This window comes from Streptomyces sp. NBC_00224, assembly GCF_041435195.1.
GTDB lineage: Bacteria > Actinomycetota > Actinomycetes > Streptomycetales > Streptomycetaceae > Streptomyces.
On the sequence record NZ_CP108106.1, the window covers coordinates 6,586,764 to 6,609,985 of the forward strand.

Below are 23,222 nucleotides of genomic sequence, written 5' to 3' on the forward strand. Positions count from 1 at the left end.
TTGTGGCCTTGGGTTCTGTGGCCTTTTGGGTTCTGCGGTCTGAGGCGCTTGAGGGGTGTGTGGGGCGCGCGGGGTGGTGTGTGCGCCGGGACTGCATCCGGTGCGCCCTCCCGGTGAACGAGGGGGCGGTCTAGCGTCGGCCCGAGGAGGCGGCCATGGCAGTGGCGGTGCGCTGGGTGCCGGCGCTCGTGGTCGGGGCGCTGTGGTGGTGGGCGGTGCTGCGCCTGCTGACGGCGCCCGACGAGGCCGGAGTTCTCGAAGGTGCGGTGGCCGCGGGCGGCTGGGGTCTGAGCCTGCTGCCGGTGCACGTCGCGAGCCCCGCGGTCACCACGGCATCGCGACGCCGCCGTTCGGACGCAGGATCTGGCCCGTCGTGAACGACGACGCGTCCGAGGCGAGATAGAGCACGGTGTGTGCGATGTCCTCGGGCTCGCCGACCCGCCCGAGCGGGGAGAGCCGGACCATCGTCGACTCGATCTGCCGCTGGTGCTCGGCCGAGTGCCGCTCGGTCATCGGCGTGCGGACCCAGCCCGGCGCGACGGCGTTGACGCGGATGGAGTGCGGGCCGAGCTCCGTGGCGAGGGTCTTGGTCAGCTGGACGACGGCCGCCTTCGAGGCGCTGTAGCAGAAAAGGCCGGGCCCGGCGGAGTCGACGGCTCCGGACGCCATGGTGATGATGCTGCCCGCCGTACCGTTCTCGATCATGACGCGGGCCGCCTCCTGGCAGGAGTGCAGCACGCCCTTGAAGTTGACCGCGAGAACGCGGTCGAGGTCGGCGTCTTCGGTGTCGAGGACCGTACTGGAGTGCATGATCCCGGCGACGGCGGCCAGGACGTCGACCCGGCCCGCGGCCCGCACGGCCGCGCGCAGCCGGGTGCGATCGGTCACGTCGAGCACATGCGTGTACGCGGTGCCCCCGGCCTTGGCGATCAGCTCACGGGTGCCCTGGAGGCCCTGCTCGTCGAGGTCGGCGCAGTGCACGACCGCGCCCGCCTCCGCGAGCAGTACGGCACTGGCCCGCCCGATACCGCCGGCGGCGCCGGTCACGAAGGCGGTCCGATCGGTGAGGTCGTACGCCGAGAGGGGCATGCGGGGACGGTACGACTGGATCTGACGGGTCGTCAACTCTCGTGTCGTCGTAGCTGCTTCGCCGCGTCCACCGGTCGGCCGGGTCAGCCGCCGTTCTGCCCGGGGCGGCTGTCCGCCGGAGGGTTGGGCTGGCACCGGGGGCACCAGTAGGTGGGGCGCTCGCTGCCGGCCGGGTCGCGCAGGGTGGTGGCGCGCAGTGCCGTACCGCAGCGGGGGCAGGGCTGCCCGCCGCGCCCGTACACATACACCTTCCGGGACGTGCGCTCCCGGTTCGCCTCCAGGAGCTTCTTGGCGGCGACGACGACCCGCGCGGGGTCGGTGAGCTCGCCCACCGGCAGCCACGGCACGGCCCGGACGACGAAGCAGATCTCCGACTTGTAGATGTTGCCGACCCCCGCCAGATTGCGCTGGTCGAGCAGCGCCTCGCCGAGCGGCCGGGCCGGGTCCTGGAGCAGATTGCGCAGGGCCAGCTCGGGGTCCCAGCCGGGCCCGAGCAGATCGGGGCCGAGGTGGCCGACGACGCGGTGTTCGTCGCGGGTGCGGAGCAGTTCGAGCACGGCCAGCCGGTACCCGACGGCCGTCCGCTCCGCCGTGCCCAGGATCGCCCGGATCTGGTCGCTCCGGCCGCCGCGCCAGCGCTCCCCGGGGGCGAACACCCGCCAGGACCCTTCCATCCGCAGATGCGAGTGGAGGGTGAGACCGCCCTCGATCCGGGTGAGCAGATGCTTCCCGCGCGGGGTGACGTCCAGCACGGTCCGCCCGGTCAGGTCGACGGTCGCGAGCCTGGGCACGCGCAGATCGGACCGGATCAGCTCACATCCGCCGAGCGCGTCATCGAGCCGCCGGGCGGCCTGCCAGACGGTGTCTCCTTCGGGCATGGGGACATTGTGCCGGGGTGGGGGCCTGGGGGCGTACGGGGCGGTGCTGGCGCGGCCCTTGTCGGTGGGGGTGGCGGGGATCCGTGGAGGGGGTCGGTGGCGGGGTTGGGGTTCGGGGCCAGCCGCTCAGTGGGTGGCAAGGGTCGGGGCGTGCCCCGGGGGCGTGCGGGGGAGCGAGCCCTGACCGGGTGCGGGGTTCGGGGCGGAGCCCGAGGAGGTTCGGGGGCGCGGCCCCGCTTGGAGGCTCAGGGGAGGGCGAAGCCCCCGGGAAACCCACCTCATCCGCCACCGGCCGCCCGCAGGGCGTTCCGGAACGGGCGGGGTGGGGAACATTCAAGGCCGCAGCCGCAACCCCCTCGGTGTCGGGACGAAGCCCGCCGCCTCCAGCGCCCGGGCGAGCGGCGACGTGAGCGCGGACTCGGCGTTGACCCGCTCCACGGTCACCGTCCCCAGCCGCCCCGCACGCGCCGCCCCCGCCAGCGCCTCCACCGCCGCCAGCAGCGCCGGATCGTCGGGCTCGGCGGGCCAGACCAGCAGGGACTTGCCGCCACGCTCCATGTAGAGCGCGAGCTCACCGTCCACCAGGACCACCATCGACCCGGCCTTGCGGCCCGGCTTGTGCCCGGCCCCCGTCGGCGGCTCGGGCCAGGGAAGCGCCGCCCCGTAGGCGTTGGCGGGGTCGGCAGCCGCCAGCACCACGCCACGGGTCGCGGGCCGCGCCTCCGCACGGTCGCGCGCGGTGGCCGCCGCCCGCAGCCGGTCCACCGCCCCGTCCATCGCGAACTGGGCCGCGCCCAGCCCCTCGACGACATAGCCCCGCCGCGCCTGGCCGCTGTCCTCGAACGCCGCCAGGATCCGGTACGTCGCCGAGAAGCCGCCTTCGACTCCCTCGGCCGCGACCGCGCCCCGGGTGACCACGCCGTGGCGGTCGAGGAGCGTACGGGCCAGGGCGTGCGCCCGGTGTGTGGGGTCCGGCTCGCGGGCGGGCAGCAGCGACCAGCGGCCCGAAACCGTCGGCGGCCCGGTGCGTGACGCGGGCCGCGCCGCCGCCGTCAGCGTCCCGTAACGCCCGCGTGGAACGGTCCGCCTGGCCCGGTGCGCCGTGGACCCGGCGGTGCGGCCCGACCCGAGCAGCGCCCGCAGCGGCGCCAGCGTGTCGTTGGTGAGCCGCCCCGACCACGCCAGATCCCATACGGCGTCGGCCAGTTGGGGGTCGCTCGCCTCCGGGTGCGTGGTGGAGCGGACCTGGTCGGCGATCTGGCGGAAGAACAGCCCGTATCCCGGGGCGAGCGTTGTCAGCACCGACTCGTGCAGCGCGGTGAGCTCCAGGGGGTGCGGCGGTGGCAGCAGCAGCGGCGCCGCGTCCGCGAGGAACAGGGAGATCCAGCCGTCCTTGCCCGGCAGTGCGCCCGCCCCCGCCCACAGGACCTCGCCGGTGGTGGTGAGCTCGTCGAGCAGCCCCGGCCCGTAGTCGGAGACCCGGGACGGCAGGACCAGTTTCTCCAGGGCGGACGCGGGCACGGCGGCGCCCTGCAGCTGCTCGACGGCCCGGGCCAGCCCGTCGATGCCGCGCAGGCTGTTGCTCCCCAGGTGCTGCCACTGCGGCAGGAAGGTGGCGAGCGCCGCGGGCGGCACCGGTTCGAGCTCCTGGCGCAGCGCGGCCAGGGAGCGGCGGCGCAGCCTGCGCAGCACCGTCGCGTCGCACCACTCCTGCCCGAGCCCCGCCGGATGGAACTCGCCCTGCACCACCCGCCCGCTCGCCGCCAGCCGTTGCAGCGCGCCGTCGGTGACGGCCGTGCCGAGGCCGAACCGGGCGGCCGCCGTGGCCGAGGTGAACGGCCCGTGCGTGCGCGCGTACCGCGACAGGAGGTCGCCGAGCGGGTCCTTGACCGGCTCCATGAACGCCTCGGGCACGCCCACCGGCAGCGCCGTGCCCAGCGCGTCGCGCAACCGCCCCGCGTCCTCGATCGCCGCCCAGTGATCGGCGCCGCCGACCCGCACCCGGATGGCGCGACGGGCACCCGCGAGCTCTTGCGGCCACCCCGGGTCGGCGCCGCGCGCGACCAACTCGTCGTCGGTCAGCGGCCCCAGGACCCGCAGCAGGTCGGCGACGCCCTCCACGTCCTTGATCCGGCGGTCCTCGGTGAGCCACTGGAGCTCCTGCTCCAGCTCGGTCAGGACGTCCGCGTCCAGGAGCTCGCGCAACTCGGCCTGGCCGAGCAGCTCGGCCAGGAGGCGGGAGTCGAGCGAGAGGGCCGCGGCCCGCCGCTCGGCCAGCGGCGAGTCGCCCTCGTAGAGGAACTGGGCGACATAGCCGAAGAGCAGCGAGCGAGCGAAGGGGGACGGCTCGGGCGTGGTCACCTCGACCAGCCGGACCCGGCGCGCCTCCAGGTCACCCATCAGCTCGGTCAGCCCCGGCACGTCGAAGACGTCCTGGAGGCACTCGCGGACGGCCTCCAGGACGATCGGGAACGAGCCGAACTCGCTCGCCACCTGGAGCAGTTGGGCCGCGCGCTGGCGCTGCTGCCACAGTGGGGTGCGCTTGCCGGGGTTGCGCCGGGGCAGCAGCAACGCGCGCGCGGCGCACTCCCGGAAGCGGGCGGCGAACAGTGCGGAGCCGCCCACCTGGTCGGTGACGATCTGCTCGATCTCGCCCTTGTCGAAGACGGCGTCCGCGGCGCCGACCGGGGCCTGCTCGCTGTCGTAGGTCGAGTCCAGGTGCCCAGGGTCCTGGTCGAGGAGGTCGAGGCCCATCAGGTCGGCGTCGGGCAGCCGCAGCACGATGCCGTCGTCCGCGTGCATGACCTGGGCGTCCATCCCGTACCGCTCGGCCAGACGGGCGCCGAGGGCCAGCGCCCAGGGCGCGTGCACCTGGGCCCCGAAGGGGGAGTGGATGACGACCCGCCAGTCGCCCAGCTCGTCGCGGAACCGCTCGACGAGGATGGTGCGGTCGTCGGGCACGTGGCCGCACGCGCGGCGCTGCTCGTCGAGGTAGGCCAGGACGTTGTCGGCCGCCCAGGCGTCCAGGCCCGCGCTCAGCAGCCGCAGCCGTGCGTCCTCGGGGCTGAGCGAGCCGACCTCGCGCAGGAACGCGCCCAGTGCGCGCCCCAGTTCGAGCGGGCGGCCCAGCTGGTCGCCCTTCCAGAACGGCAGCCTTCCCGGCACGCCTGGGGCGGGGGAGACCAGCACGCGGTCGCGGGTGATGTCCTCGATGCGCCAGGACGTCGTGCCCAGCGTGAACACATCGCCTACGCGCGACTCGTAGACCATCTCCTCGTCGAGCTCGCCGACCCGGCCGCCGCCCTTCTTGGGGTCGGAGCCCGCCAGGAAGACCCCGAAGAGGCCGCGGTCCGGGATGGTGCCGCCGGACGTCACCGCGAGCCGCTGCGCGCCGGGGCGGCCCGTCACCGTACCGGCCACGCGGTCCCACACCACGCGCGGGCGCAGCTCCGCGAAGGCGTCGGACGGATAGCGGCCCGCCAGCATGTCCAGGACGGCCGTGAACGCCGACTCCGGCAGCGCCGCGAACGGCGCCGCCCGGCGGACCAGCGCCAGCAGATCGTCCGCCTGCCAGCTGTCCAGGGCCGTCATGGCGACCAGTTGCTGCGCCAGCACGTCCAGCGGATTCGACGGGATCCGCAGCGACTCGATGGCTCCCGAGCGCATCCGCTCGGTGACCACCGCCGACTGGACCAGATCGCCCCGGTACTTCGGGAAGACCACCCCCGTGGAGACCGCGCCCACCTGGTGACCCGCGCGGCCCACCCGCTGGAGGCCAGAGGCGACCGAGGGCGGCGACTCGACCTGCACCACCAGGTCCACCGCGCCCATGTCGATGCCCAGTTCAAGACTGGAGGTGGCGACGACGGCCGGCAGTCGGCCCGCCTTCAGGTCCTCCTCGACAAGGGCGCGCTGCTCCTTGGAGACCGAGCCGTGATGGGCGCGCGCGAGGACGGGCGGCGCGCCCTTGGCCGCCCCCGACTGGGCCATGACCTCGGCCGGGGAGTGGGCCTCCGCCAAGGGCACGGCGGCCTCGCCCGCCTCCAGCGCGGCCGCCGTGGCCCGCTCGTACGCGATCTCGTTGAGCCGGTTGCACAGCCGCTCCGCGAGGCGGCGGGAGTTGGCGAAGACGATCGTCGAGCGGTGCGCCTGCACCAGGTCGACGATGCGCTCCTCGACATGCGGCCAGATGGACGGCTTCTCCGCGCCCTCGGAGGCGTCGGCCGCCGGTGAGCCGCCCAGCTCTCCCAGGTCCTCCACCGGAACGACCACCGACAGGTCGAACTCCTTGGTGGAGCGCGGCTGGACGATCTCCACCTTGCGCTGCGGCGACAGGAAGCGCGCCACCTCGTCCACCGGACGCACCGTCGCCGAAAGGCCGATCCGGCGGGCGGGCCTGGCCAGCAGTTCGTCCAACCGCTCCAGGGACAGCGCGAGATGGGCACCTCGCTTGGTGCCCGCCACCGCGTGCACCTCGTCCAGGATCACCGTCTCCACGCCCGACAGCGCCTCGCGCGCGGAGGACGTGAGCATCAGGAACAGCGACTCGGGCGTGGTGATCAGAATGTCCGGCGGCCGGGTCGACATGGCACGGCGCTCGGCGGGCGGGGTGTCGCCGGAACGGATCCCGACCCGCACCTCCGGCTCCGGCAGCCCCAGGCGCACCGACTCCTGGCGGATACCGGTGAGCGGGGAGCGCAGATTGCGCTCGACGTCGACGGCCAGCGCCTTCAGCGGCGACACGTACAGCACCCGGCAGCGCTTCTTCGCCTCGGCGGGCGGCGGGGCGGCGGCCAGCGCGTCCAGAGCGGCCAGGAACGCGGCGAGGGTCTTGCCCGAGCCGGTCGGCGCGACCACCAGGACGTCCGAACCCTCGGAGATCGCCTGCCAGGCGCCCTCCTGCGCGGCGGTGGGCGCGGTGAAGGCTCCCGTGAACCAGCCCCTGGTCGCGGGAGAGAAGGAGTCCAGTGCTGTCCTTGCCATGGTCCCCATCGTGCACCCACCCACTGACAATGGCCCGGACCTGGGAGAATGGGGATATGAACGCGGCCGAGGAGTGGGCACGGCACTGGCAGTACCCGGGACTGCCGGGCCTGGAACTGCTCCACGCCCGCTACGTCAGCCACTCCTTCTCCCGGCACAGCCACGAGGGCTTCGTCTTCGGCGCGGTGCGCGGCGGGATCGAGGACGTGGTCCTGCCCGGCGAGACCATACGGGCCCGGCCCGGCACCGTCGTCATGATCAACCCCGAGGTGCCGCACTCCGCCCACGCCGGAGTCCCCGAGGGCTGGACGTACGCCACGCTCTACCCCTCGTCGCAGCTGATCGCCGACATCGCCGCCGAGGTCACCACCCTGCGCGGTACCGCGGGATTCGCCGAGATCATCGTCGAGGACCCGGACACCTCCCTGCTCATCCAGGAGGTGCACCGGGCGGCCGAGCAGGGCAACGCGCTCGCCGCCGACACCGTGTTCCGCGTCGCCGTCGCCCGGCTGCTGCGCCGCCACGGACGCTCCCTGCCCGCGCGCACCACCGGCTCGGCGGGTGCTCGCACGGCGGCAGCCGCACGCGCCGTCCTGGAGCAGCGGCTGGCCGACCCGCCGTCCCTGGAACAGCTGGCCCACGGCCTCGGGACCAGCCCGTTCGCGCTGCTGCGGGCCTTCAAGAGCGCGTACGGGCTGCCCCCGCACACCTGGCTCACCGGCGAACGCGTCCGCCGGGCCCGGCAGCTCCTGGAGGCCGGGACCGCGCCCGCGGAGGCCGCCGTGGCCGTCGGCTTCACCGACCAGCCGCACCTCAACCGCCACTTCACCCGCATCGTGGGCGTGACGCCGGGCGTGTACCGCAGGGAGCGCGCAAGAACGTACAAGAACGCGGGAACCCCACCCACGTAACGTCCCGGACGTGGCAACAGAACAGTCAGCACTCCCAGAAATACGCCCGGAGGGCGAAGCCCAACCGGTCGCCGCGGCGACCGGCACCGGTTCGCACCCCGCCGTCGTGCGCGAGGCCAAGCCGGACTCCGCCGTCGTCAGGGACGCCCTCGGCGTCGGCGTGGCCGTCGGGCTCTCCGGCTTCGCCTTCGGTGTGACCTCGGCGGGATCGGGGCTCACGCTCCTCCAGACCTGTGCGCTCAGCCTCCTCGTCTTCACCGGAGCCTCGCAGTTCGCCCTGGTGGGCGCGCTCGCCGCGGGCGGCAACCCGTTCACGGCGGCAGCCGGCGCCTTCTTCCTGGGCGTACGCAACGCGTTCTACGGGCTGCGGCTGTCGCAGCTGCTCGCACTCCCGCGCGCGTTGCGGCCGTTCGCCGCCCAGTGGGTGATCGACGAGACGACCGCTGTGACCCTCGCCCAGCCCACCCGGCGGGCCGCGCGGATCGGCTTCACCGTCACCGGACTCACGCTCTACGTGCTGTGGAATCTGACGACCCTGGCCGGAGCCCTGGGCGCGGAGGCGATCGGCGACACCGACGCGTGGGGGCTGGACGCGGCGAGCCCCGCCGTCTTCCTGGCGCTGCTCGCGCCGATGCTCACCACCGCCACGGAACGGATCACCGCCGGACTCGCCGTACTGCTCGCCCTGGGCTTTCTGCCGGTACTGCCCGCCGGAGCGCCGGTCCTGATGGCCGCGCTCGCCGCCCCCGTCGTGCTGTTCCTCAAGGGACGCGGGGACGCGGCGAAGGGTCGCGAGAACACCAGGAAGAGCCGGGCGAAGTCCGTATCGGCCGACGGGAACTCCGGGAAGGGAGCGGGACGTTGAACGTCTGGATCGCCATCGCAGCCACCGCCGTCGGCTGCTACCTGTTCAAGCTCCTCGGCCTCCTGGTCCCCGCCGGGGCGCTGGAGCGGCCACTGGTGCAACGGCTCGCCGCACTGCTGCCGGTGGCGCTGCTGGCCGCCCTCACCGCCCAGCAGACCTTCAGCAGCGGGCAGCACCTGGTGCTCGACGCCAGAGGCGCGGGCCTCGCGGCGGCAGCCGTCGCCCTGATGCTGCGCGCCCCCTTCCTGGTGATCGTCACCGCCGCCGTACTGGTGACGGCGGGGGTGCGGGCACTGGGCGGCTGAGAGCTGCCCCGCACAGCCCATACGGAGGGCATCCGCCCACCGCCTGCACGGAAGGCAGTCCGTCCTCCGTACGAGAGAGGCGGACGGCCTTCCGTACAGGGAAGACGGGCCGCCCTCCGTAGGGGACAGGTGGACCGCCCTCCGTAGGGGACAGGTGGATGCCCGGCTGTCGGGACGCCCGGCGTCAGTCGATCGCGCGGCCGTACGCGCGCAGGGTCCGCAGCGCCTCGATCGTCACGATCGGCCGCCACTCCAGAGCGGTGCCCGGCGCCCACTCGCGCCAGTGGATGGGCCAGCCGCCGTCCTCCCGCTGCTCGGCCGCGAGGTGGTCGAGCGAGCGCGCCATCTCCTCGTCCGTGAACCACCGGCGGGCCAGCGATTCCGGCACGCGCGCGTAGTCGTGCGGAAAGTGATGCTCGGCCGGGGCGTACCCCGGGGCGACCGGAAAGTCCTCGATCCGGTCCGGATCGAGCACCGCGAGCCGCTGCTCGCGCACCAGCCGCCCGAGCCGGTCCGCCGCCGCCTCGGCCCGCGCGCGGTCCGGCACCCCGTCCAGAAAGGCGATTGCCGCCTCGATCTCGTACGGGTGCGACTTCTCCAGGGTGTCGACCGCCGCCCAGCAGAAGTCCGTCGCCCGGAAGAGCCAGGCGTGCCACACCTGGTTGCGGTGGAGCAGCCCGACCACCGGACCCGTGGCCAGCAGTTCGCTGGGCGGGTCGTCGACGATCTGCACGAACGGCGCCACGGGATAGCCGCGTGCCGACGGGTGCAGCGCGGGCAGGGCGCCGTCCCGCGTCGAGACCGCCGTCAGATAGCCGCAGATCCGCTCCGTCCGCCGGCCGCTCACACGGCCGACGGAGTCCAGGACGCGCAGCGCGTGCGCGGTGGGCAGGGGCTGGCTGACGGGGCCGCGCAGATCGGGCTCCAGCGCGTGCCCGTAGCCCCCGTCGTCGTTCTGGTAGGCGGCGAGTGCGGTCTCCACCGGGTCGGCGCCGCCGCCGAGGAAGTGGTGCGCGAACCGCCGCTGCTCCAGCACACGGGCCGTGAGCCAGACGAAGTGCTCGGCTCGGGCGAGCGGCGTGCGGAGCGTGGGGACAGTCGCGGGTGATGTTCCGGATCCGGCCATGGTCCGACCGTAGGGCGCGAAGCGCCGCAGACAAGCCGGACGGCCCCGGCTGCACTCTCAGGGGCGGGATACTGGGGTCATGCGGTTGACGATTTTCTGGGAGCGGATGGCCGACCACTTCGGCGCCGCCTACGCCGACTCCTTCGCGCGCGACCATGTGATGGCGGAGCTCGGCGGGCGTACCGTGCACGAGGCGCTCGACGCGGGCTGGGAGACCAAGGACGTCTGGCGGGCCGTGTGCACCGCCATGGACGTGCCCGCGTACAAGCGGTGACGATCCGGGGCTGAGGGCCCGCTGTCGCAGGCATGGGCGAGACTTGCTGCGTGGCACCGACTGACGAGAGCGACACCCAGACAGACCGCCTGGCCGACCGCCCGGCCGGGAACGACCGCAGACCCGGGGACGAAGTCCGTTCCGAGGGCGAGCTCCGTTCCGACGGCGACGGGCGCCTGCCCGAGGACGGCCGCCTGTCCGCGACGGGCGGCGACCACGGGCGCGCGCTCCCGCACGCGGCCGTGGGCGAGACCCCGGCCGCGCCCGGAGCGGCTCCGGGCGCCGGGACCGCCGGGCCGCCGCCGCCCGTGCCCGGGACCGGCGGCGCCGTGCGCATGCCGCGGTGGCTGCCGCGCGCCATGGTGCTCGCGCTTGCCCTCTACGCCTGCTTCCAGCTCGGCAGCTGGGCCTTCCACCAGCTCATCGGGCTGCTGATCAACATTCTGATCTCGTTCTTCCTCGCCCTCGCGGTGGAGCCGGCCGTCGGGCGGATGTCGGCCCGCGGGATACGCCGCGGCCTCGCCACCTTCATCGTCTTCTTCGCGGTGATCATCGCGGCGGCCGGGTTCATCGTGCTGCTCGGCTCGATGCTGGCGGGCCAGATCGTCGACATGGTCGAGCACTTCCCGAAGTACCTCGACTCGGTGATCAGCTGGATCAACGAGTCGTTCCACACCGACCTCTCACGCGTCGAGGTCCAGGACAGCCTGCTGCACTCGGACTGGCTCCAGAAGTACGTGCAGAACAGCGCGAGCGGTGTGCTCGACGTCTCGGCCACCGTCCTGGGCGGCCTCTTCCGGGTGCTGACGATCTTCCTCTTCTCGTTCTACTTCGCGGCCGACGGGCCCCGGCTGCGGCGCACGGTCTGCTCCATGCTGCCGCCCGCCCGCCAGGCCGAGGTGCTGCGCGCCTGGGAGATCGCGGTCGACAAGACCGGCGGCTACCTCTACTCGCGCGGCCTGATGGCGCTCATCTCCGGCATCGCGCACTACATCCTGCTGCAGATCCTGGGCGTGCCGTACGCGCCGGTGCTCGCGGTCTGGGTGGGTCTGGTCTCCCAGTTCATCCCCACCATCGGTACGTATCTGGCGGGCGCGCTGCCGATGCTGATCGCCTTCACCGTCGACCCCTGGTACGCGGTGTGGGTGCTCGGATTCGTGGTGATCTACCAGCAGTTCGAGAACTACATGCTGCAGCCCAAGCTCACCGCCAAGACCGTCGACATCCACCCGGCGGTCGCCTTCGGCTCGGTCATCGCCGGCACCGCGCTGATGGGTGCGGTCGGCGCGCTGATCGCGATCCCCGCGGTGGCGACGCTCCAAGCGTTCCTGGGCGCCTATGTGAAGCGCTACGACGTGACGGACGACCCGCGCGTGCACGGCAGGCGCGAGCGGGTCGGAGACTCCGCCCTGGTGCGCATACGGCGTGCGCTGAGCCGGGACCGGGTGTCGGAGCCGGTCGCTCCGACGGGCGGCGACGGCGCCTGAGGCGCCGGCCGGAGCCGCCCGGCAGCGCCCTCGCCCGTGCCGCGTGGTGCGCTTGACACCAAAATCGAACATCCATTCATATGGAAGCAGGGCCCTGTGTTCCCTTGGGTTCCGCCGGGTTTCCGGTGGGGGTTATCCACAGGCGGGAGGGACTCCGGGGCCCATTGTCAGTGGCAGGGGTTAGCGTCTTTGACGTGAAGCGATCGACTCAAGTAAACCGGGTGGAACCCATGGCAGGAACCGACCGCGAGAAGGCGTTGGACGCCGCGCTCGCACAGATTGAACGGCAATTCGGCAAGGGCGCGGTGATGCGCCTGGGCGAGCGGCCGAACGAGCCCATCGAGGTCATCCCCACCGGGTCGACCGCGCTCGACGTGGCGCTCGGCGTAGGCGGTCTGCCGCGCGGCCGCGTGGTGGAGGTCTACGGACCGGAGTCCTCCGGCAAGACGACCCTGACCCTGCACGCGGTGGCGAACGCGCAGAAGGCCGGCGGCCAGGTCGCCTTCGTGGACGCCGAGCACGCCCTGGACCCCGAGTACGCGAAGAAGCTCGGCGTCGACATCGACAACCTGATCCTGTCCCAGCCGGACAACGGCGAGCAGGCTCTGGAGATCGTCGACATGCTGGTGCGCTCGGGCGCCCTCGACCTGATCGTCATCGACTCCGTCGCCGCCCTGGTGCCGCGCGCGGAGATCGAGGGCGAGATGGGCGACTCGCACGTGGGCCTCCAGGCCCGTCTGATGAGCCAGGCGCTCCGGAAGATCACCAGCGCGCTGAACCAGTCCAAGACCACCGCGATCTTCATCAACCAGCTCCGCGAGAAGATCGGCGTGATGTTCGGCTCGCCGGAGACCACGACCGGTGGCCGCGCCCTGAAGTTCTACGCCTCGGTGCGCCTCGACATCCGCCGCATCGAGACCCTGAAGGACGGCACCGACGCGGTCGGCAACCGCACCCGCGTCAAGGTCGTCAAGAACAAGGTCGCGCCGCCCTTCAAGCAGGCCGAGTTCGACATCCTCTACGGCCAGGGCATCAGCCGCGAGGGCGGTCTGATCGACATGGGCGTCGAGCACGGCTTCGTCCGCAAGGCCGGCGCCTGGTACACGTACGAGGGCGACCAGCTCGGCCAGGGCAAGGAGAACGCCCGCAACTTCCTGAAGGACAACCCCGACCTCGCCGACGAGATCGAGAAGAAGATCAAGGAGAAGCTGGGCGTCGGCGTCCGGCCCGAGGAGCCCAAGGCCGAGCCCGGCCCGGACGCGGCCGGTGCGACCACGGAGGCGGAGGCGGCATCCGTGCCCGCCCCGGCCACCAAGGCCAAGACGGCCAAGGCCACCGCCGCCAAGAGCTAGACCATGACACGCAGGACCGAATGGGCCGAGCCGGACGGGACGGGTCCCGACCGGGCCCGGTCCGGGCGGCCGGGCCCGAAGCGGGCCGGCTCCCGACGGGCCGGCCCGGAGGGATTCGGCGACGGTGCCGACTCGTCGAGGGCCGAGAAGGAACCGGCGCCGCAGGACCCGGCTGAGCGGGCGCGGGCGATCTGCCTGCGCCTGCTCACCGGGACCCCCCGGACCCGCAAGCAACTGGCCGACGCCCTCAAGAAGCGGGAGATCCCCGACGAGGTCGCCGATGAAGTCCTCTCGCGCTTCGAAGAGGTCGGGCTGATCAACGACGCGGCGTTCGCGGGGGCCTGGGTCGAATCCCGCCACCACGGGCGCGGCCTGGCCCGCCGGGCACTCGCCCGCGAGCTCCGCACCAAGGGCGTGGACTCGGCGGTCGTCGACGAGGCCGTCGGGCAGCTCGACCCCGGCCAGGAGGAGGAGACCGCGCGGGAACTGGTGGCCCGCAAGCTCCGCTCCACCCGGGGCCTGGACCGCGACCGCCGCATCCGCCGCCTCGCCGGCATGCTGGCCCGCAAGGGCTACCCGGAAGGCATGGCCCTCAGAGTCGTCCGCCAGGCCCTGGAAGCCGAGGGCGAAACCGCGGACGACCTGTACGAGACGTACTGAGGTTCTTCCCAGGGCTGGCGCACCCCCAGAGCCGACTTCCGCCGGCCCGAGGTCAAGGCCCGCAGCTCCACCCCGGAGCCCGGGCAACTCGCCGCCGCAGCCGCACACGCCCCCGGTCACCCGGCCGGGGGCGTTGTCGTGCGCGGCTCCCACGCCTCTTCGTCCAACCACCACCGACCCTTCTGAGCTGCGGAAACCGTGCTTCCCCCGCACGGGGCGGGGGATATCCCCACCCCGAGGACGCCGGGGCACTCCAGTGCACAGGTATCTGTGCACAGGCGAATGTGTACGCATGGCACAGCAACCCGGCGGTACCGAGATCGCGGATCTCGCCGCGCTCAAGGCGCTGGCGCAGCCGCGGCGGCAGCAGATCCTTCAGCACCTCGCCCTCCACGGCCCGGCCACCTCCGCGATCCTGGCGCGTGGCCTCGGCCTGAACACCGGCGCCACCAGTTACCACCTGCGCGAACTCGCCCGGTACGGCTTCGTCGAGGAGACCGAGGGCAACAGCCCGCGCCGGCAACGCTGGTGGCGGGCCGTCCCCGGCGACCGGCGCTTTCCGCCCCGCAGCCGTCAGACCACGGAGATGCGGCTCGTCATGGACGAGCTGAACCACCACGCCTACGCGGCCGACGTCGAGCTCTTCGAACGGCTTCAGCGCGAGAGTTCCACCGACGACTTCGCCTACTCACGCAGTGAGATCCGGCTCACGGACGCCGAACTCCGCGAGTTCTTCGAGGAGTACATCGCTCTCCTCAACCGCTACAAGCGCGCGAAGGGGGAGACGCCGGCGGGGGCACGGGTCGTGCACACCCGGCTGATGGCCTTCCCCGCCCCCTTTCCCCTCCCCACCCCCACCCCCTCCGCCCCCGAAACTCACGCCCCCGAGGAATCCTCATGATGTTGCGCTATGCCTTGCAGACCATCCGGGACCGCAAGGGCGGGTTCCTCGGTGCGTTTACCGCCCTGATGTGCGCGGCCGCGCTGATCACCGCATGCGGGACGCTCCTGGAGACCGGGTTGCGCGGAAAGATAGCTACCGAACGCTATGCCGCCGCGCCTCTGATCGTCTCCGCCGACCAGAACGTCCACCAGACCACGGTCAAGGAGAAGAAGGGCAAGACCAAGGTCAAGCACAAGGCCAAACCCGTCGCTGAAAGAGCCTGGCTGCCCGACCGACTGCTCCCGGCCGTACGTGCCGTGCCCGGCGTCAAGTCCGCCGTCCCTGAACTCACCTTTCTCGCCCAGCCGTTGGTGACGGGTGGGACGGTCCAGGCGACGTACGGGCACAGCTGGGAGTCCGCTCCGCTCACTCCTTTCTCGCTGGTTCAGGGACGCGCCCCGAGAGCGGCCACCGATGTGGTCATCGACCAGGGGCTCGCCTCGCGCGCCCACCTCACCCCCGGCGACAGGCTGACGGTGCAGTCGACCCAGTCCCCGCAGACGTACACCGTCACCGGGGTAGCCGCTCCCTCCTCCGGTCAGCTCAAGCGTCAGACCTCTCTCTTCTTCGCCGCCGCCGAAGCCACGCGCCTCGCCGCCCGGCCCGGGCAGCTCTCCGCCATCGGAGTCGTCCCCGAACCCGGCGTGGACGTCGGGCAGTTGAAGGCGGACATCGGCAAGGCGCTCGCCGTCGCGACGGGTGGCGGTCGGGGTGCGGCCGCCGGGGACACTCCTCGCGGCGCTGCCCGGATCTCCACCGGGGACGCCCGGGGCGCCGTCGAGTTCCTGGATGCGGCCGGGGCCCGTACCAAGCTGGTTTCCATGGGCGGTGCCATCGGCGGCACCTCGCTGCTCGTCGCAGTCCTGGTCGTCGTCGGCACCTTCGCCCTCTCCATCCAGCAGCGACACCGTGAACTCGCCCTGCTGCGCGCCATCGCCGCCACTCCCCAGCAGGTGCGCAGGCTGATCGGCCGCGAGGCGCTGCTCGTGGGCGCGGTCGCCGGGGTGCTCGGATCCCTCGCCGGACTGCCGCTGGGGGCCTGGCTGCTCGGCCGGTTCGTCGCGATGGGCGCCGTCCCGGTCACCCTGGAGCGAGCCGTCAGCGTCTTCCCGATGTTTGCCGCGGTCGCCGCGACCCTGCTCGGCGCCTGGGGCGCCGCCCGTATCTCGGCCCGCCGGATCTCCCGGATCCGTCCCGCCGAAGCCATGGCCGAGTCCGCCGTGGAGCGCGCTCGCCCCGCCTGGGGCCGGGTCATCGCCGGTCTGATCCTGCTCGCGGGCGGGGTCGTCCTCGTCGTCGTACTGAGCGGACTGCGCACCGAGCCCGCCTCAACTCCGGTCACGTTCCTCGCTGTTGTGGTCCTGGCATCCTCCGTCTCGCTGCTCGGTCCGCTGCTGGTCAAGGGTGCGGCCGCACTGCTCGCCGGGCCGCTGCGGCTCGCCGGTTCCGGCGGCCGGCTCGCCACCGCCAATCTGCGGGGGAACGCCGCTCGGATGGCCGCCGCCGTCACTCCGCTCGCCCTGCTCATCGGTATGACCTGCACGGTCCTGTTCGTCCAGCCGACGCTCGGTGACGCGGCCCGAGCCCAGGTCCGTGACGGCCTTCGCGCCGACTGGGTGCTCGTCGCACAGGGCCCGGGTGTCCCGGCCCGCGCCGCCGAGAAGATCCGTACGACCCACGGGGTCGCGGCCACCACCGAGATCGTCCGGACCACCGTCCGGGTCGGCCTCGACAAGTACGCCGCCCAGGGCGCCACTCCGGACGGTCTTGCGCGCACCTGGGACCCGGATGTGACCCGCGGCAGCCTCGCCCCGCTCACCCGTGACAAGAACGCCGTCGCCGTCAGCCAACTCGCCGCCGACCAGCTGGGGCTGCGCCCCGGCGGCACGCTCAAGCTCACTCTCGGCGACGGAACGCCCGCCACCCTGACCGTCGCCGCCGTATATGCCCGCGGGCTCGGCTTCGGTGACATCACCCTCCCGCACGACCTGCTCGCCCACCACATGGACAACCCCCTCGCCTCCACCGTCCTGGTCTCCGCCGCCAACACGGTTACGCAGAGTGAACTCGCGGCCGCGGTGAAGGAGTTCCCCGGCCTGTCTGTTGTCACCCGTTCGAGTGTCGACAAGCTCCAGGCCGATCAGCAGCGGGCGGGCGCCGAGGTCAACTACCTGGCCATGGGGCTGGTGCTCGCCTTCACCGCCATCGCCGTCGTCAACACGCTCGCCATGTCGGTGTCCGAGCGGTTCCGGGAGTTCGCGATGCTCCGGCTCGCGGGTGCCACGCGCCGCCAGGTGCTGCGGATGCTCCGTCTCGAAGCCGTCGCGGTGCTGTTGATCGCCGCGGTGCTCGGCTCGGCGATCTCGCTGGCCGTGCTCACCGCCTTCAGCGTGGGCATGACGGGCAGCGCCGCCCCGGCCGTCCTTCCGCTGGTGTACGTGACCGTCGTCGGGGTCGCCGGGCTGCTGGCCCTCGTCGCGACGGCCCTGCCCGGGCGGATGGCGCTCGCCGTACGCCCGGTGGAGGTGGCCACCAGCAAGCAGTAGCCCCCCTCGGCCGCCGCCCCCCGGGCTCGGCTCTCTCCTCCACCGGTCCGGGCCCGGGCTGGCGGTCAGCGGATGCACACCAGCTGACCGCCAGCCCTGGCGCTTGCAGGCACACGGGCAAGCCCTGCCACCCCTTGTGCCTGCAAGTGCGGCCGGCCCGCTAGGCCCGCGAAGCCCGCTCGCGCGTCACCCGGCAGGAGCCGTCACCGGCAGTCCGTCCGCGCGCCACGCCTGGAATCCGCCGACGAGGTCCGTCGCCCGGTGCAGCCCCAACTGGCGCAGGGACGCGGCCGCCAGGGACGACGCGTAGCCCTCGTTGCAGATCACCACGACCCGCAGATCGTGGCCGGTGGCCTCCGGGGCGCGGTGGCTGCCCTGCGGGTCGAGCCGCCACTCCAGCTCGTTGCGCTCGACGACGAGTGCTCCGGGGATCAGGCCGTCGCGCTCCCGCAGCGCCGCGTACCGGATGTCGACCAGGAGCGCCTCGCCCGCCCGCGCGGCGTCGTGCGCCTCCCGCGCCTCGACCCGGTCCAGGTCCTCGCGGACCCGGTCCAGCAACTCGTCGATTCCCACCGGGCGTTCGCTCACTGCCAGTCCTCCGGGCGTTCGACGTGCTCCAGCCGCAGCACCGCGCCCGTACGGCTGTAGCGCCGGATCAGGGGCAGTGGCGGGTAGTACGCGTGGACCGAGATCGTGTGCGCGGTCGTCGACTCGTTGCGCACCTCGTGCACGTGGTGCGGCCCGAAAGCCCGCCCCTTTCCGGCCTCCACACTCCGTGAACGGTCGAGGTCCTCGGCGAGTTCCAGCGTCTTCCACCCCTCGGACGGCAGCCTCGCTGCCAGGGAGTCCTCCTTGAGCGTCCCGGCCGCCGTCGCGAACGCGCCGTGGGAGCCACCGTGGTCGTGCCAGCCGGTGCCGGTGCCCGGTGGCCAGCCGATCAGCCAGGCCTCGCTGCCGCCGGGGCCGTCCAGCCGGATCCAGGTCCTGCCCTGCGGGTCGAGCGGCAGGGAGGCGACGAGCGAGGCGTCGGCGGCGGTGCGGCGGGCGAAGTCGAGCAGGTCCGCCTGGCTCGGCGCGGAGGGGGAAGCGGGCCCGGGCAGGGAGACACGGGTGGAATCGGGCGTAGGGGGATGCGCGGAAGGTGACACGTGGGACCGTCCTGGGGAAGTTCGCGTGTGCGCGCGTACGCCGGACGGCGGCCCGGCGGCGCGAGGGGAGAGAGGCGAATCAGCAGGACGGGCGACACACGCAGCCCGCATAGCGGACGAGGTCCATATGGACCCTCCGCCACAGGCGCACATCGGTGTCGGTCACGTTCCGGAGTACACCATGTGCGCCTGTGTCGGTCAATTGATGTCCGCGGTGCGGTCCTCCACGCGCGCGTGGACGACGGCCCCGCCGCGCGCCGTGTCGGCGGCCGTGTACAGCTCGCCCGGCCACACCCCGCCGAACGCGGTGACCAGGTGCCCGTCGGGGCGTACGAGCAGCACGGTGTGGGCCGCGGCTCCCGGGTACTCCTCGGCCACCAGCAGCTCGGCGTCGGCGGGCAGGGCGTTCACCGCGGCCGTCAGGCGTGGCATCACCCCGGCGGTCAGCCAGTGCCGCCGGTCCCAGACGCCCGTGCCCGGTGCGATCAGGACCACCAGGAGCCGTCCCCGGCCCAGCCGGTCCCGCAGTGCCACCGGGGATCCGTCCGGAGCTGTCACGGGGACGTCCTCGACCGGTGCGCCCGCCTCCGTGCCGACCGGCGCGTGCGCCTCGGCGGGTGGGGGTGCGAGGGGGGAGTGCGGGTAGGCGGGCGGCGCGCCGAGCGGGCCGTGCCCCAGGTGGCCGTCGGCGAGCAGCGCGTCGTGGCCGCGTGCCGCGCCCGGGATGTACGAGCGCAGCCCTCCACCGCCGCGCAGCACCGGCATCGCCTGGTCGGCGGCGCGCAGCCGGGCGGCGACACTCGCGCGCCGCTCCGTCTGATAGCTGTCGAGCAGCACCTCGGAGGCGCCGTGGTGCCAGGCCTGCGCCAGCTTCCAGGCCAGGTTCGAGGCGTCCCGCAGCCCCTCGTCAAGGCCCTGGATGCCCACCGCGCCCAGCAGATGGGCGGCGTCCCCGGCGAGGAAGGCGCGGCGCACCCGCCAGCGTCGGGCGAGACGGTGGTGGAGCGTGTAGACGCCGGTGTCCAGGAGTTCGTACGAGGGAGTCGTGCCGCACCACCCGGCCAGCGTGTCGCGCAGCCGGCCCGTCAGCGCGTCCGGGGTGACGAGTTCGGCGCGGGGCGGCAGCAGCCAGTCGATGCGCCAGGTCCCGTCGAGCAGCGGACGGGCCGTCACCTCCTCGCCGCCGGTGCGCCATGGCGGCAGCCGGTGCAGCAACGCCTCGCCGGGCCAGGGCAGTTCGGTGCGCAGGGCGACGACGGCCTGGCGCTCCACCGCCGTACGCCCGGCGAAGCGGACGTCGAGGAGTTTGCGCACGGTGGAGCGCGCGCCGTCGCAGCCCACCAGGTAGCTGCCTCGCCACCAGGTGGCGCCCGGGCCGGTGGTGTGGGCGGAGACGCCGTTGTCGTCCTGCTCCAGGGCGTCCAGACGGCTCTGGGGTGCCAGCTTGACGAGCCGGGAGGCGGCCGCCGCTTCCCGCAGGCCGAGGGTGAGGGCGTGCTGGGGCAGGTGGACCGGCGAGGGGCCGCCGTCGAGACCGTCTCCGAAGGAGACTTGACGTTGCAGGGTGCCGCGCCGCATGCCCCGCCAGCCCACCCAGCGGGCGCCCTCGTCGCGTACCGCGGAGCAGCCCAGCCGTTCCGCGAAGGCGGCCGTGTCGGGCCGCAGGACGGCCGTACGGACCTGGCGGGGCTCCTCACCGCCGGATCCCTCGTCCAGGACGACGGAGGGCACCTTCTGGGCGGCGAGGGAGAGGGCGAGCGCGAGTCCGACCGGACCGGCGCCGACGACGATCACCGGGTCCACGGCGTGGCTCCCTGGGCCCGGCGGGACGGCTGGCAGGTGGCGCTGAGGACCCGGTGCACGATCACAGAACGTATGCAACCCACTGCGGGTGCTTGCGTCAAGTGACGGAGGCAGTGACGCGAGCGCCACTGCCTCATACACCGTCAGTTTGTCGTACCGCCGGGCCCGTCGGGCACTTCGGCACCGGCTCCCACGACCGTACCGACGGGGTCGGCGCCGGTCACTGGGGCCGCTGCCGCAGCCATGGTGATGCCGGTCTTCGCGCGCCTGCCGCGCCGCTCGATCCAGGTGGCGAGCCCGGAGAGCGCCATGCACATCGCCACGTAGATGGTGCCGATGACGACGATCGTCGACACGTACGGGTACTGGCCGTTGACCTGGGTGTTGCTTGCGATCAGGCGGGCTGTCTGGAGCAGTTCGGGGTAGAGGATGATGAAGCCGAGCGAGGTGTCCTTGAGGGTCACCACCAGCTGGCTGATGATCGTCGGCAGCATCGCCCGGACCGCCTGCGGCATCAGCACGCTGGTCATGACCTGGGTCTTGCTCATGCCGAGCGCGTACGCCGCCTCGCGCTGGCCCTTGGGCACGGAGTTGACGCCCGCGCGCAGCACCTCGGCCTGGACACAGCCGTTGTAGATCGACAGGCCGAGCGCCAGCGCCCACATCGAGTAGTCGGTCAGGAATCCGACCCAGACGGCGTAGATGGTGATCAGCAGCGGGATCGACCGGAACAGCTCGATGAAGCCCGTCGCGGCCCAGCGGACCGGCTTGTGGTCGGAGAGCCGGGCGACCGCCAGGAGCACACCGAGGACCAGCGAGCCGACCGCCGCCAGGCCGAAGGCCTTCAGGGTGGCGACGACACCGTCGGCGATGTTCTCCCGGATGCCCGAGTAGTTGAAGATGTCCCACATCTCGGGGGCGAGATGCCCCTTGTCCGACAGCCGCACGATGCTCAGGGCGAGCAGCGCGAGGATGGCGAGCGAGCCGAGGACGGCGTAGATCCGGTTGCGTACGACGGCCTTGGGGCCCGGGGCGTCGTAGAGAACGCTGGCGCTCATCGGGCGACCTCCATGCGGCTCTCCAGCAGGCGGAAGGCGCCGCTGATGGCGAAGGTGACGACCAGGTAGCCCAGGGCGACCCAGACGAAGACGGGGACGATGTCGTAGCCCTGGTCGCTCATCAGCTTCTGCCAGCCGAAGAGTTCGGTGACGCTGAAGGCGCCGGCGATCGCCGAGTTCTTGGTGAGCGCGATGAAGATCGAGCTCAGCGGCGGGATGACGGTCCGGGTGGCCTGCGGCAGGACGATCAGGCGCAGGGTCTGCGCGAACGTCATGCCGATCGAGCGGGCGGCCTCGGCCTGGCCCAGCGGCACGGTGTTGATGCCGGACCTGACGGTCTCGCACACGAAGGAGGCGGTGTAGAAGCCGAGGGCGAGCGAGCCGAGCAGGAAGGGGCTCATCCCGGGGAAGAAGATCTCCGGGACGACGAAGAAGAAGACGAGGAACAGCAGGGTCAGCGGGGTGTTGCGCAGCAGCGTCACCCAGGCGGTGCCGAAGAAGCGCAGCGGCGGCACCGGCGAGACGCGGAATCCGGCCAGCAGCAGCCCGAGGACCAGGGCGATGACCGAACTGACGGCGGTGATCTCCACGGTTCCTATGAAGCCGTCACGGAATTCCGAGAAGTTGTCGAGCAGTACGTTCATGAGGTCTCCGCGTCGGCGGGCGGCTGGGCGGGCAGGGCCGGGAGCGCCCTCCACGCGCGCGTGGAGGGCGGCTCAGTCGGCCGGATCGGTGGCGGCGCGGTCAACCGTGCCGTCTCGGTGACACCCGTAGGGGTGCGACCGGATCAGTAGCGCTGGACGGCCGGCGGGTCGACGTACTTGGCGTCCGACAGACCGAGGGTCGCCTCGTAGATCTTCTTGTAGGTGCCGTCCTTGACGTGCTTCTCGATCGAGTCGTTGATGAAGTCGCGCAGCGCCTTGTCGTCCTTGCCCATGCCGACGCCGTACGGCTCCTGGGTGAAGGGGTGGCCGGTCACCTTGAGCTTGCCGTGGTTGGCGGCCGCGTAGCCCTTGAGGATCGAGTCGTCGGTGGTGACCGCGTCGACCTGCTTGGTCAGCAGCTGCTGCACGCAGTCGGAGTACTTGGCGAGCTGGACGACCTTTGCGCCGTACTCCGGCTTCTTGATCTCCTGGAGCGGGGTGGAGCCGACGATCGAGCAGACCTTCTTGCCCTTGACCGTGTCCTTGTTGGTGATCGCGGTCTCGTCCTTGCGGACCAGCAGGTCGGCGCCGGCCTTGTAGTACGGGCCCGCGAAGCCGACCAGCTTCTTGCGCTTGTCGTTGATCGTGTAGGTGCCTACGTAGTAGTCGACCTGGCCCTTGGAGATCGCGGTCTCACGGATGCCGGAGTCGACGGTCTTCCACTCGATCTGCTGGTCGGTGAAGCCCAGGTCGGCGGCGATCATCTTGGCGATCTCGACGTCGAAGCCGGAGCGCACCTTGGTCGACTGGTCCTCGAAGCCGAGGTAGGGCTGGTCGGCCTTGGAGCCGATGACCAGCTTGCCGCGGGCCTTGGCGGCCTTGAAGGCGGGGGAGTCGAGGGCGACGTCCTTGGCGACGGTGTACGTGGGCAGCTGCGGGGCGCCCGACTGGCCGGGCTTGGCGGCCTGCTTGTCGCCCGCGGAACCGGACTTGCCGCCGCAGGCGGTCGCGGTCAGCGCGAGCACAGCGATCGCCGCGAAGGCGGCGGACTGGCGGAGCTTCATGTGAACATCCCTCGTATCGCTTGAATCGCTCAGATGTGGGGGCCGTCGGCCGGTGGCGCCGGTGCGGGAGGAGCCGCACTCGGGCA

The 23,222-nt window shown here is 72.5% G+C and carries 21 protein-coding genes; 10 read left to right on the top strand and 11 right to left on the bottom strand.

Annotated features, from left to right (window positions below):
• The first annotated feature begins 161 nt into the window (after positions 1-161).
• Positions 162-377: a hypothetical protein gene (locus tag OG965_RS29485; RefSeq protein ID WP_266988428.1), complete on the top strand. Its 216-nt coding sequence runs from the start codon at positions 162-164 to the stop codon at positions 375-377.
• Here OG965_RS29485 and OG965_RS29490 read toward each other — a convergent pair.
• The 3 genes from OG965_RS29490 to OG965_RS29500 form a co-directional block, all read right to left on the bottom strand.
• Positions 325-1,089 (bottom strand): SDR family NAD(P)-dependent oxidoreductase, encoded by a 765-nt coding sequence (locus tag OG965_RS29490; protein WP_371655063.1) that lies wholly within the window; start codon positions 1,087-1,089, stop codon positions 325-327. The genes OG965_RS29485 and OG965_RS29490 overlap by 53 nt on opposite strands.
• A gap of 83 nt (positions 1,090-1,172) precedes the next feature.
• Positions 1,173-1,967 (bottom strand): Fpg/Nei family DNA glycosylase, encoded by a 795-nt coding sequence (locus OG965_RS29495; RefSeq protein WP_371655064.1) that lies wholly within the window; start codon positions 1,965-1,967, stop codon positions 1,173-1,175.
• Positions 1,968-2,300: 333 nt separating this feature from the next.
• On the bottom strand, positions 2,301-6,950 hold the full coding sequence (locus tag OG965_RS29500; RefSeq protein ID WP_371655065.1) for an ATP-dependent helicase: 4,650 nt from the start codon (positions 6,948-6,950) through the stop codon (positions 2,301-2,303).
• A 56-nt stretch (positions 6,951-7,006) separates the two neighbouring features.
• Between OG965_RS29500 and OG965_RS29505 the strand changes: the two genes are divergently transcribed.
• The 3 genes from OG965_RS29505 to OG965_RS29515 all read left to right on the top strand — a co-directional run bounded on the left by OG965_RS29505 (position 7,007) and on the right by OG965_RS29515 (position 9,031).
• Positions 7,007-7,861: an AraC family ligand binding domain-containing protein gene (locus OG965_RS29505; RefSeq protein WP_371655066.1), complete on the top strand. Its 855-nt coding sequence runs from the start codon at positions 7,007-7,009 to the stop codon at positions 7,859-7,861.
• A gap of 106 nt (positions 7,862-7,967) precedes the next feature.
• Positions 7,968-8,726, top strand: a complete 759-nt coding sequence (locus OG965_RS29510) for an AzlC family ABC transporter permease (protein ID WP_371657096.1) — start codon at positions 7,968-7,970, stop codon at positions 8,724-8,726.
• Positions 8,723-9,031, top strand: coding sequence for an AzlD domain-containing protein (locus tag OG965_RS29515; protein ID WP_371655067.1), 309 nt, complete (start codon positions 8,723-8,725; stop codon positions 9,029-9,031). Before OG965_RS29510 ends, OG965_RS29515 begins: the two co-directional genes overlap by 4 nt.
• A gap of 184 nt (positions 9,032-9,215) precedes the next feature.
• Here OG965_RS29515 and OG965_RS29520 read toward each other — a convergent pair whose 3' ends face one another.
• Positions 9,216-10,157 carry a hypothetical protein gene (locus OG965_RS29520; RefSeq protein ID WP_371655068.1) on the bottom strand — a complete coding sequence of 314 codons (942 nt, stop codon included), beginning with the start codon at positions 10,155-10,157 and terminating at the stop codon, positions 9,216-9,218.
• 79 nt (positions 10,158-10,236) lie between these two features.
• Between OG965_RS29520 and OG965_RS29525 the strand changes: the two genes are divergently transcribed.
• The 6 genes from OG965_RS29525 (at position 10,237) to OG965_RS29550 (ending at position 17,419) form a co-directional block, all read left to right on the top strand.
• Positions 10,237-10,431, top strand: coding sequence for a DUF3046 domain-containing protein (locus OG965_RS29525; protein WP_371655069.1), 195 nt, complete (start codon positions 10,237-10,239; stop codon positions 10,429-10,431).
• 335 nt (positions 10,432-10,766) lie between these two features.
• Positions 10,767-11,918, top strand: a complete 1,152-nt coding sequence (locus OG965_RS29530) for an AI-2E family transporter (protein ID WP_371657097.1) — start codon at positions 10,767-10,769, stop codon at positions 11,916-11,918.
• 230 nt (positions 11,919-12,148) lie between these two features.
• On the top strand, positions 12,149-13,270 hold the full coding sequence (gene recA, locus OG965_RS29535; RefSeq protein ID WP_371655070.1) for a recombinase RecA: 1,122 nt from the start codon (positions 12,149-12,151) through the stop codon (positions 13,268-13,270).
• A gap of 3 nt (positions 13,271-13,273) precedes the next feature.
• Complete coding sequence (gene recX, locus OG965_RS29540) at positions 13,274-13,930, top strand: recombination regulator RecX (RefSeq protein WP_371655071.1); 657 nt, start codon at positions 13,274-13,276, stop codon at positions 13,928-13,930.
• A 292-nt stretch (positions 13,931-14,222) separates the two neighbouring features.
• The gene (locus OG965_RS29545; RefSeq protein WP_371655072.1) at positions 14,223-14,831 is read left to right on the top strand and encodes an ArsR/SmtB family transcription factor; all 609 of its coding nucleotides are present in this window, start codon (positions 14,223-14,225) and stop codon (positions 14,829-14,831) included.
• The gene (locus tag OG965_RS29550; protein ID WP_371655073.1) at positions 14,828-17,419 is read left to right on the top strand and encodes an FtsX-like permease family protein; all 2,592 of its coding nucleotides are present in this window, start codon (positions 14,828-14,830) and stop codon (positions 17,417-17,419) included. Before OG965_RS29545 ends, OG965_RS29550 begins: the two co-directional genes overlap by 4 nt.
• A 186-nt stretch (positions 17,420-17,605) precedes the next feature.
• On the opposite strand, the gene OG965_RS29555 is transcribed toward OG965_RS29550, so the two are convergent.
• The 7 genes from OG965_RS29555 to OG965_RS29585 form a co-directional block, all read right to left on the bottom strand.
• Positions 17,606-18,007: a rhodanese-like domain-containing protein gene (locus tag OG965_RS29555; RefSeq protein WP_371655074.1), complete on the bottom strand. Its 402-nt coding sequence runs from the start codon at positions 18,005-18,007 to the stop codon at positions 17,606-17,608.
• On the bottom strand, positions 18,004-18,567 hold the full coding sequence (locus tag OG965_RS29560; protein ID WP_371655075.1) for a cysteine dioxygenase: 564 nt from the start codon (positions 18,565-18,567) through the stop codon (positions 18,004-18,006). The genes OG965_RS29555 and OG965_RS29560 overlap by 4 nt, the downstream gene beginning before the upstream one ends.
• Positions 18,568-18,646: 79 nt before the next feature.
• The gene (locus tag OG965_RS29565) at positions 18,647-18,859 is read right to left on the bottom strand and encodes a putative leader peptide (protein ID WP_371655076.1); all 213 of its coding nucleotides are present in this window, start codon (positions 18,857-18,859) and stop codon (positions 18,647-18,649) included.
• A complete protein-coding gene (locus OG965_RS29570) occupies positions 18,766-20,370 on the bottom strand; it encodes an FAD-dependent monooxygenase (protein ID WP_371655077.1) in 1,605 nt (534 codons plus the stop codon). Before OG965_RS29570 ends, OG965_RS29565 begins: the two co-directional genes overlap by 94 nt.
• A 143-nt stretch (positions 20,371-20,513) precedes the next feature.
• Entirely contained in the window at positions 20,514-21,428 is a 915-nt protein-coding gene (locus tag OG965_RS29575) for an amino acid ABC transporter permease (protein ID WP_371655078.1), read from the bottom strand.
• Complete coding sequence (locus OG965_RS29580; RefSeq protein ID WP_371655079.1) at positions 21,425-22,072, bottom strand: amino acid ABC transporter permease; 648 nt, start codon at positions 22,070-22,072, stop codon at positions 21,425-21,427. The genes OG965_RS29575 and OG965_RS29580 overlap by 4 nt, the downstream gene beginning before the upstream one ends.
• Before the next feature lie 143 nt (positions 22,073-22,215).
• Positions 22,216-23,136, bottom strand: a complete 921-nt coding sequence (locus OG965_RS29585; protein ID WP_371655080.1) for a glutamate ABC transporter substrate-binding protein — start codon at positions 23,134-23,136, stop codon at positions 22,216-22,218.
• Positions 23,137-23,222: the final 86 nt, after the last annotated feature.

What these genes read in the sequence shown, in the direction of transcription:
- OG965_RS29575 (WP_371655078.1), bottom strand. Translation starts at nt 21,428, where the DNA reads ATGAGCGCCAGCGTTCTCTACGACGCCCCGGGCCCCAAGGCCGTCGTA.
- OG965_RS29520 (WP_371655068.1), bottom strand. Translation starts at nt 10,157, where the DNA reads ATGGCCGGATCCGGAACATCACCCGCGACTGTCCCCACGCTCCGCACG.
- OG965_RS29530 (WP_371657097.1), top strand. Translation starts at nt 10,767, where the DNA reads ATGCCGCGGTGGCTGCCGCGCGCCATGGTGCTCGCGCTTGCCCTCTAC.
- OG965_RS29550 (WP_371655073.1), top strand. Translation starts at nt 14,828, where the DNA reads ATGATGTTGCGCTATGCCTTGCAGACCATCCGGGACCGCAAGGGCGGG.
- OG965_RS29585 (WP_371655080.1), bottom strand. Translation starts at nt 23,136, where the DNA reads ATGAAGCTCCGCCAGTCCGCCGCCTTCGCGGCGATCGCTGTGCTCGCG.
- OG965_RS29500 (WP_371655065.1), bottom strand. Translation starts at nt 6,950, where the DNA reads ATGGCAAGGACAGCACTGGACTCCTTCTCTCCCGCGACCAGGGGCTGG.
- OG965_RS29545 (WP_371655072.1), top strand. Translation starts at nt 14,223, where the DNA reads ATGGCACAGCAACCCGGCGGTACCGAGATCGCGGATCTCGCCGCGCTC.
- OG965_RS29580 (WP_371655079.1), bottom strand. Translation starts at nt 22,072, where the DNA reads ATGAACGTACTGCTCGACAACTTCTCGGAATTCCGTGACGGCTTCATA.
- OG965_RS29495 (WP_371655064.1), bottom strand. Translation starts at nt 1,967, where the DNA reads ATGCCCGAAGGAGACACCGTCTGGCAGGCCGCCCGGCGGCTCGATGAC.
- OG965_RS29505 (WP_371655066.1), top strand. Translation starts at nt 7,007, where the DNA reads ATGAACGCGGCCGAGGAGTGGGCACGGCACTGGCAGTACCCGGGACTG.
- OG965_RS29525 (WP_371655069.1), top strand. Translation starts at nt 10,237, where the DNA reads ATGCGGTTGACGATTTTCTGGGAGCGGATGGCCGACCACTTCGGCGCC.
- OG965_RS29490 (WP_371655063.1), bottom strand. Translation starts at nt 1,089, where the DNA reads ATGCCCCTCTCGGCGTACGACCTCACCGATCGGACCGCCTTCGTGACC.
- recX (WP_371655071.1), top strand. Translation starts at nt 13,274, where the DNA reads ATGACACGCAGGACCGAATGGGCCGAGCCGGACGGGACGGGTCCCGAC.
- recA (WP_371655070.1), top strand. Translation starts at nt 12,149, where the DNA reads ATGGCAGGAACCGACCGCGAGAAGGCGTTGGACGCCGCGCTCGCACAG.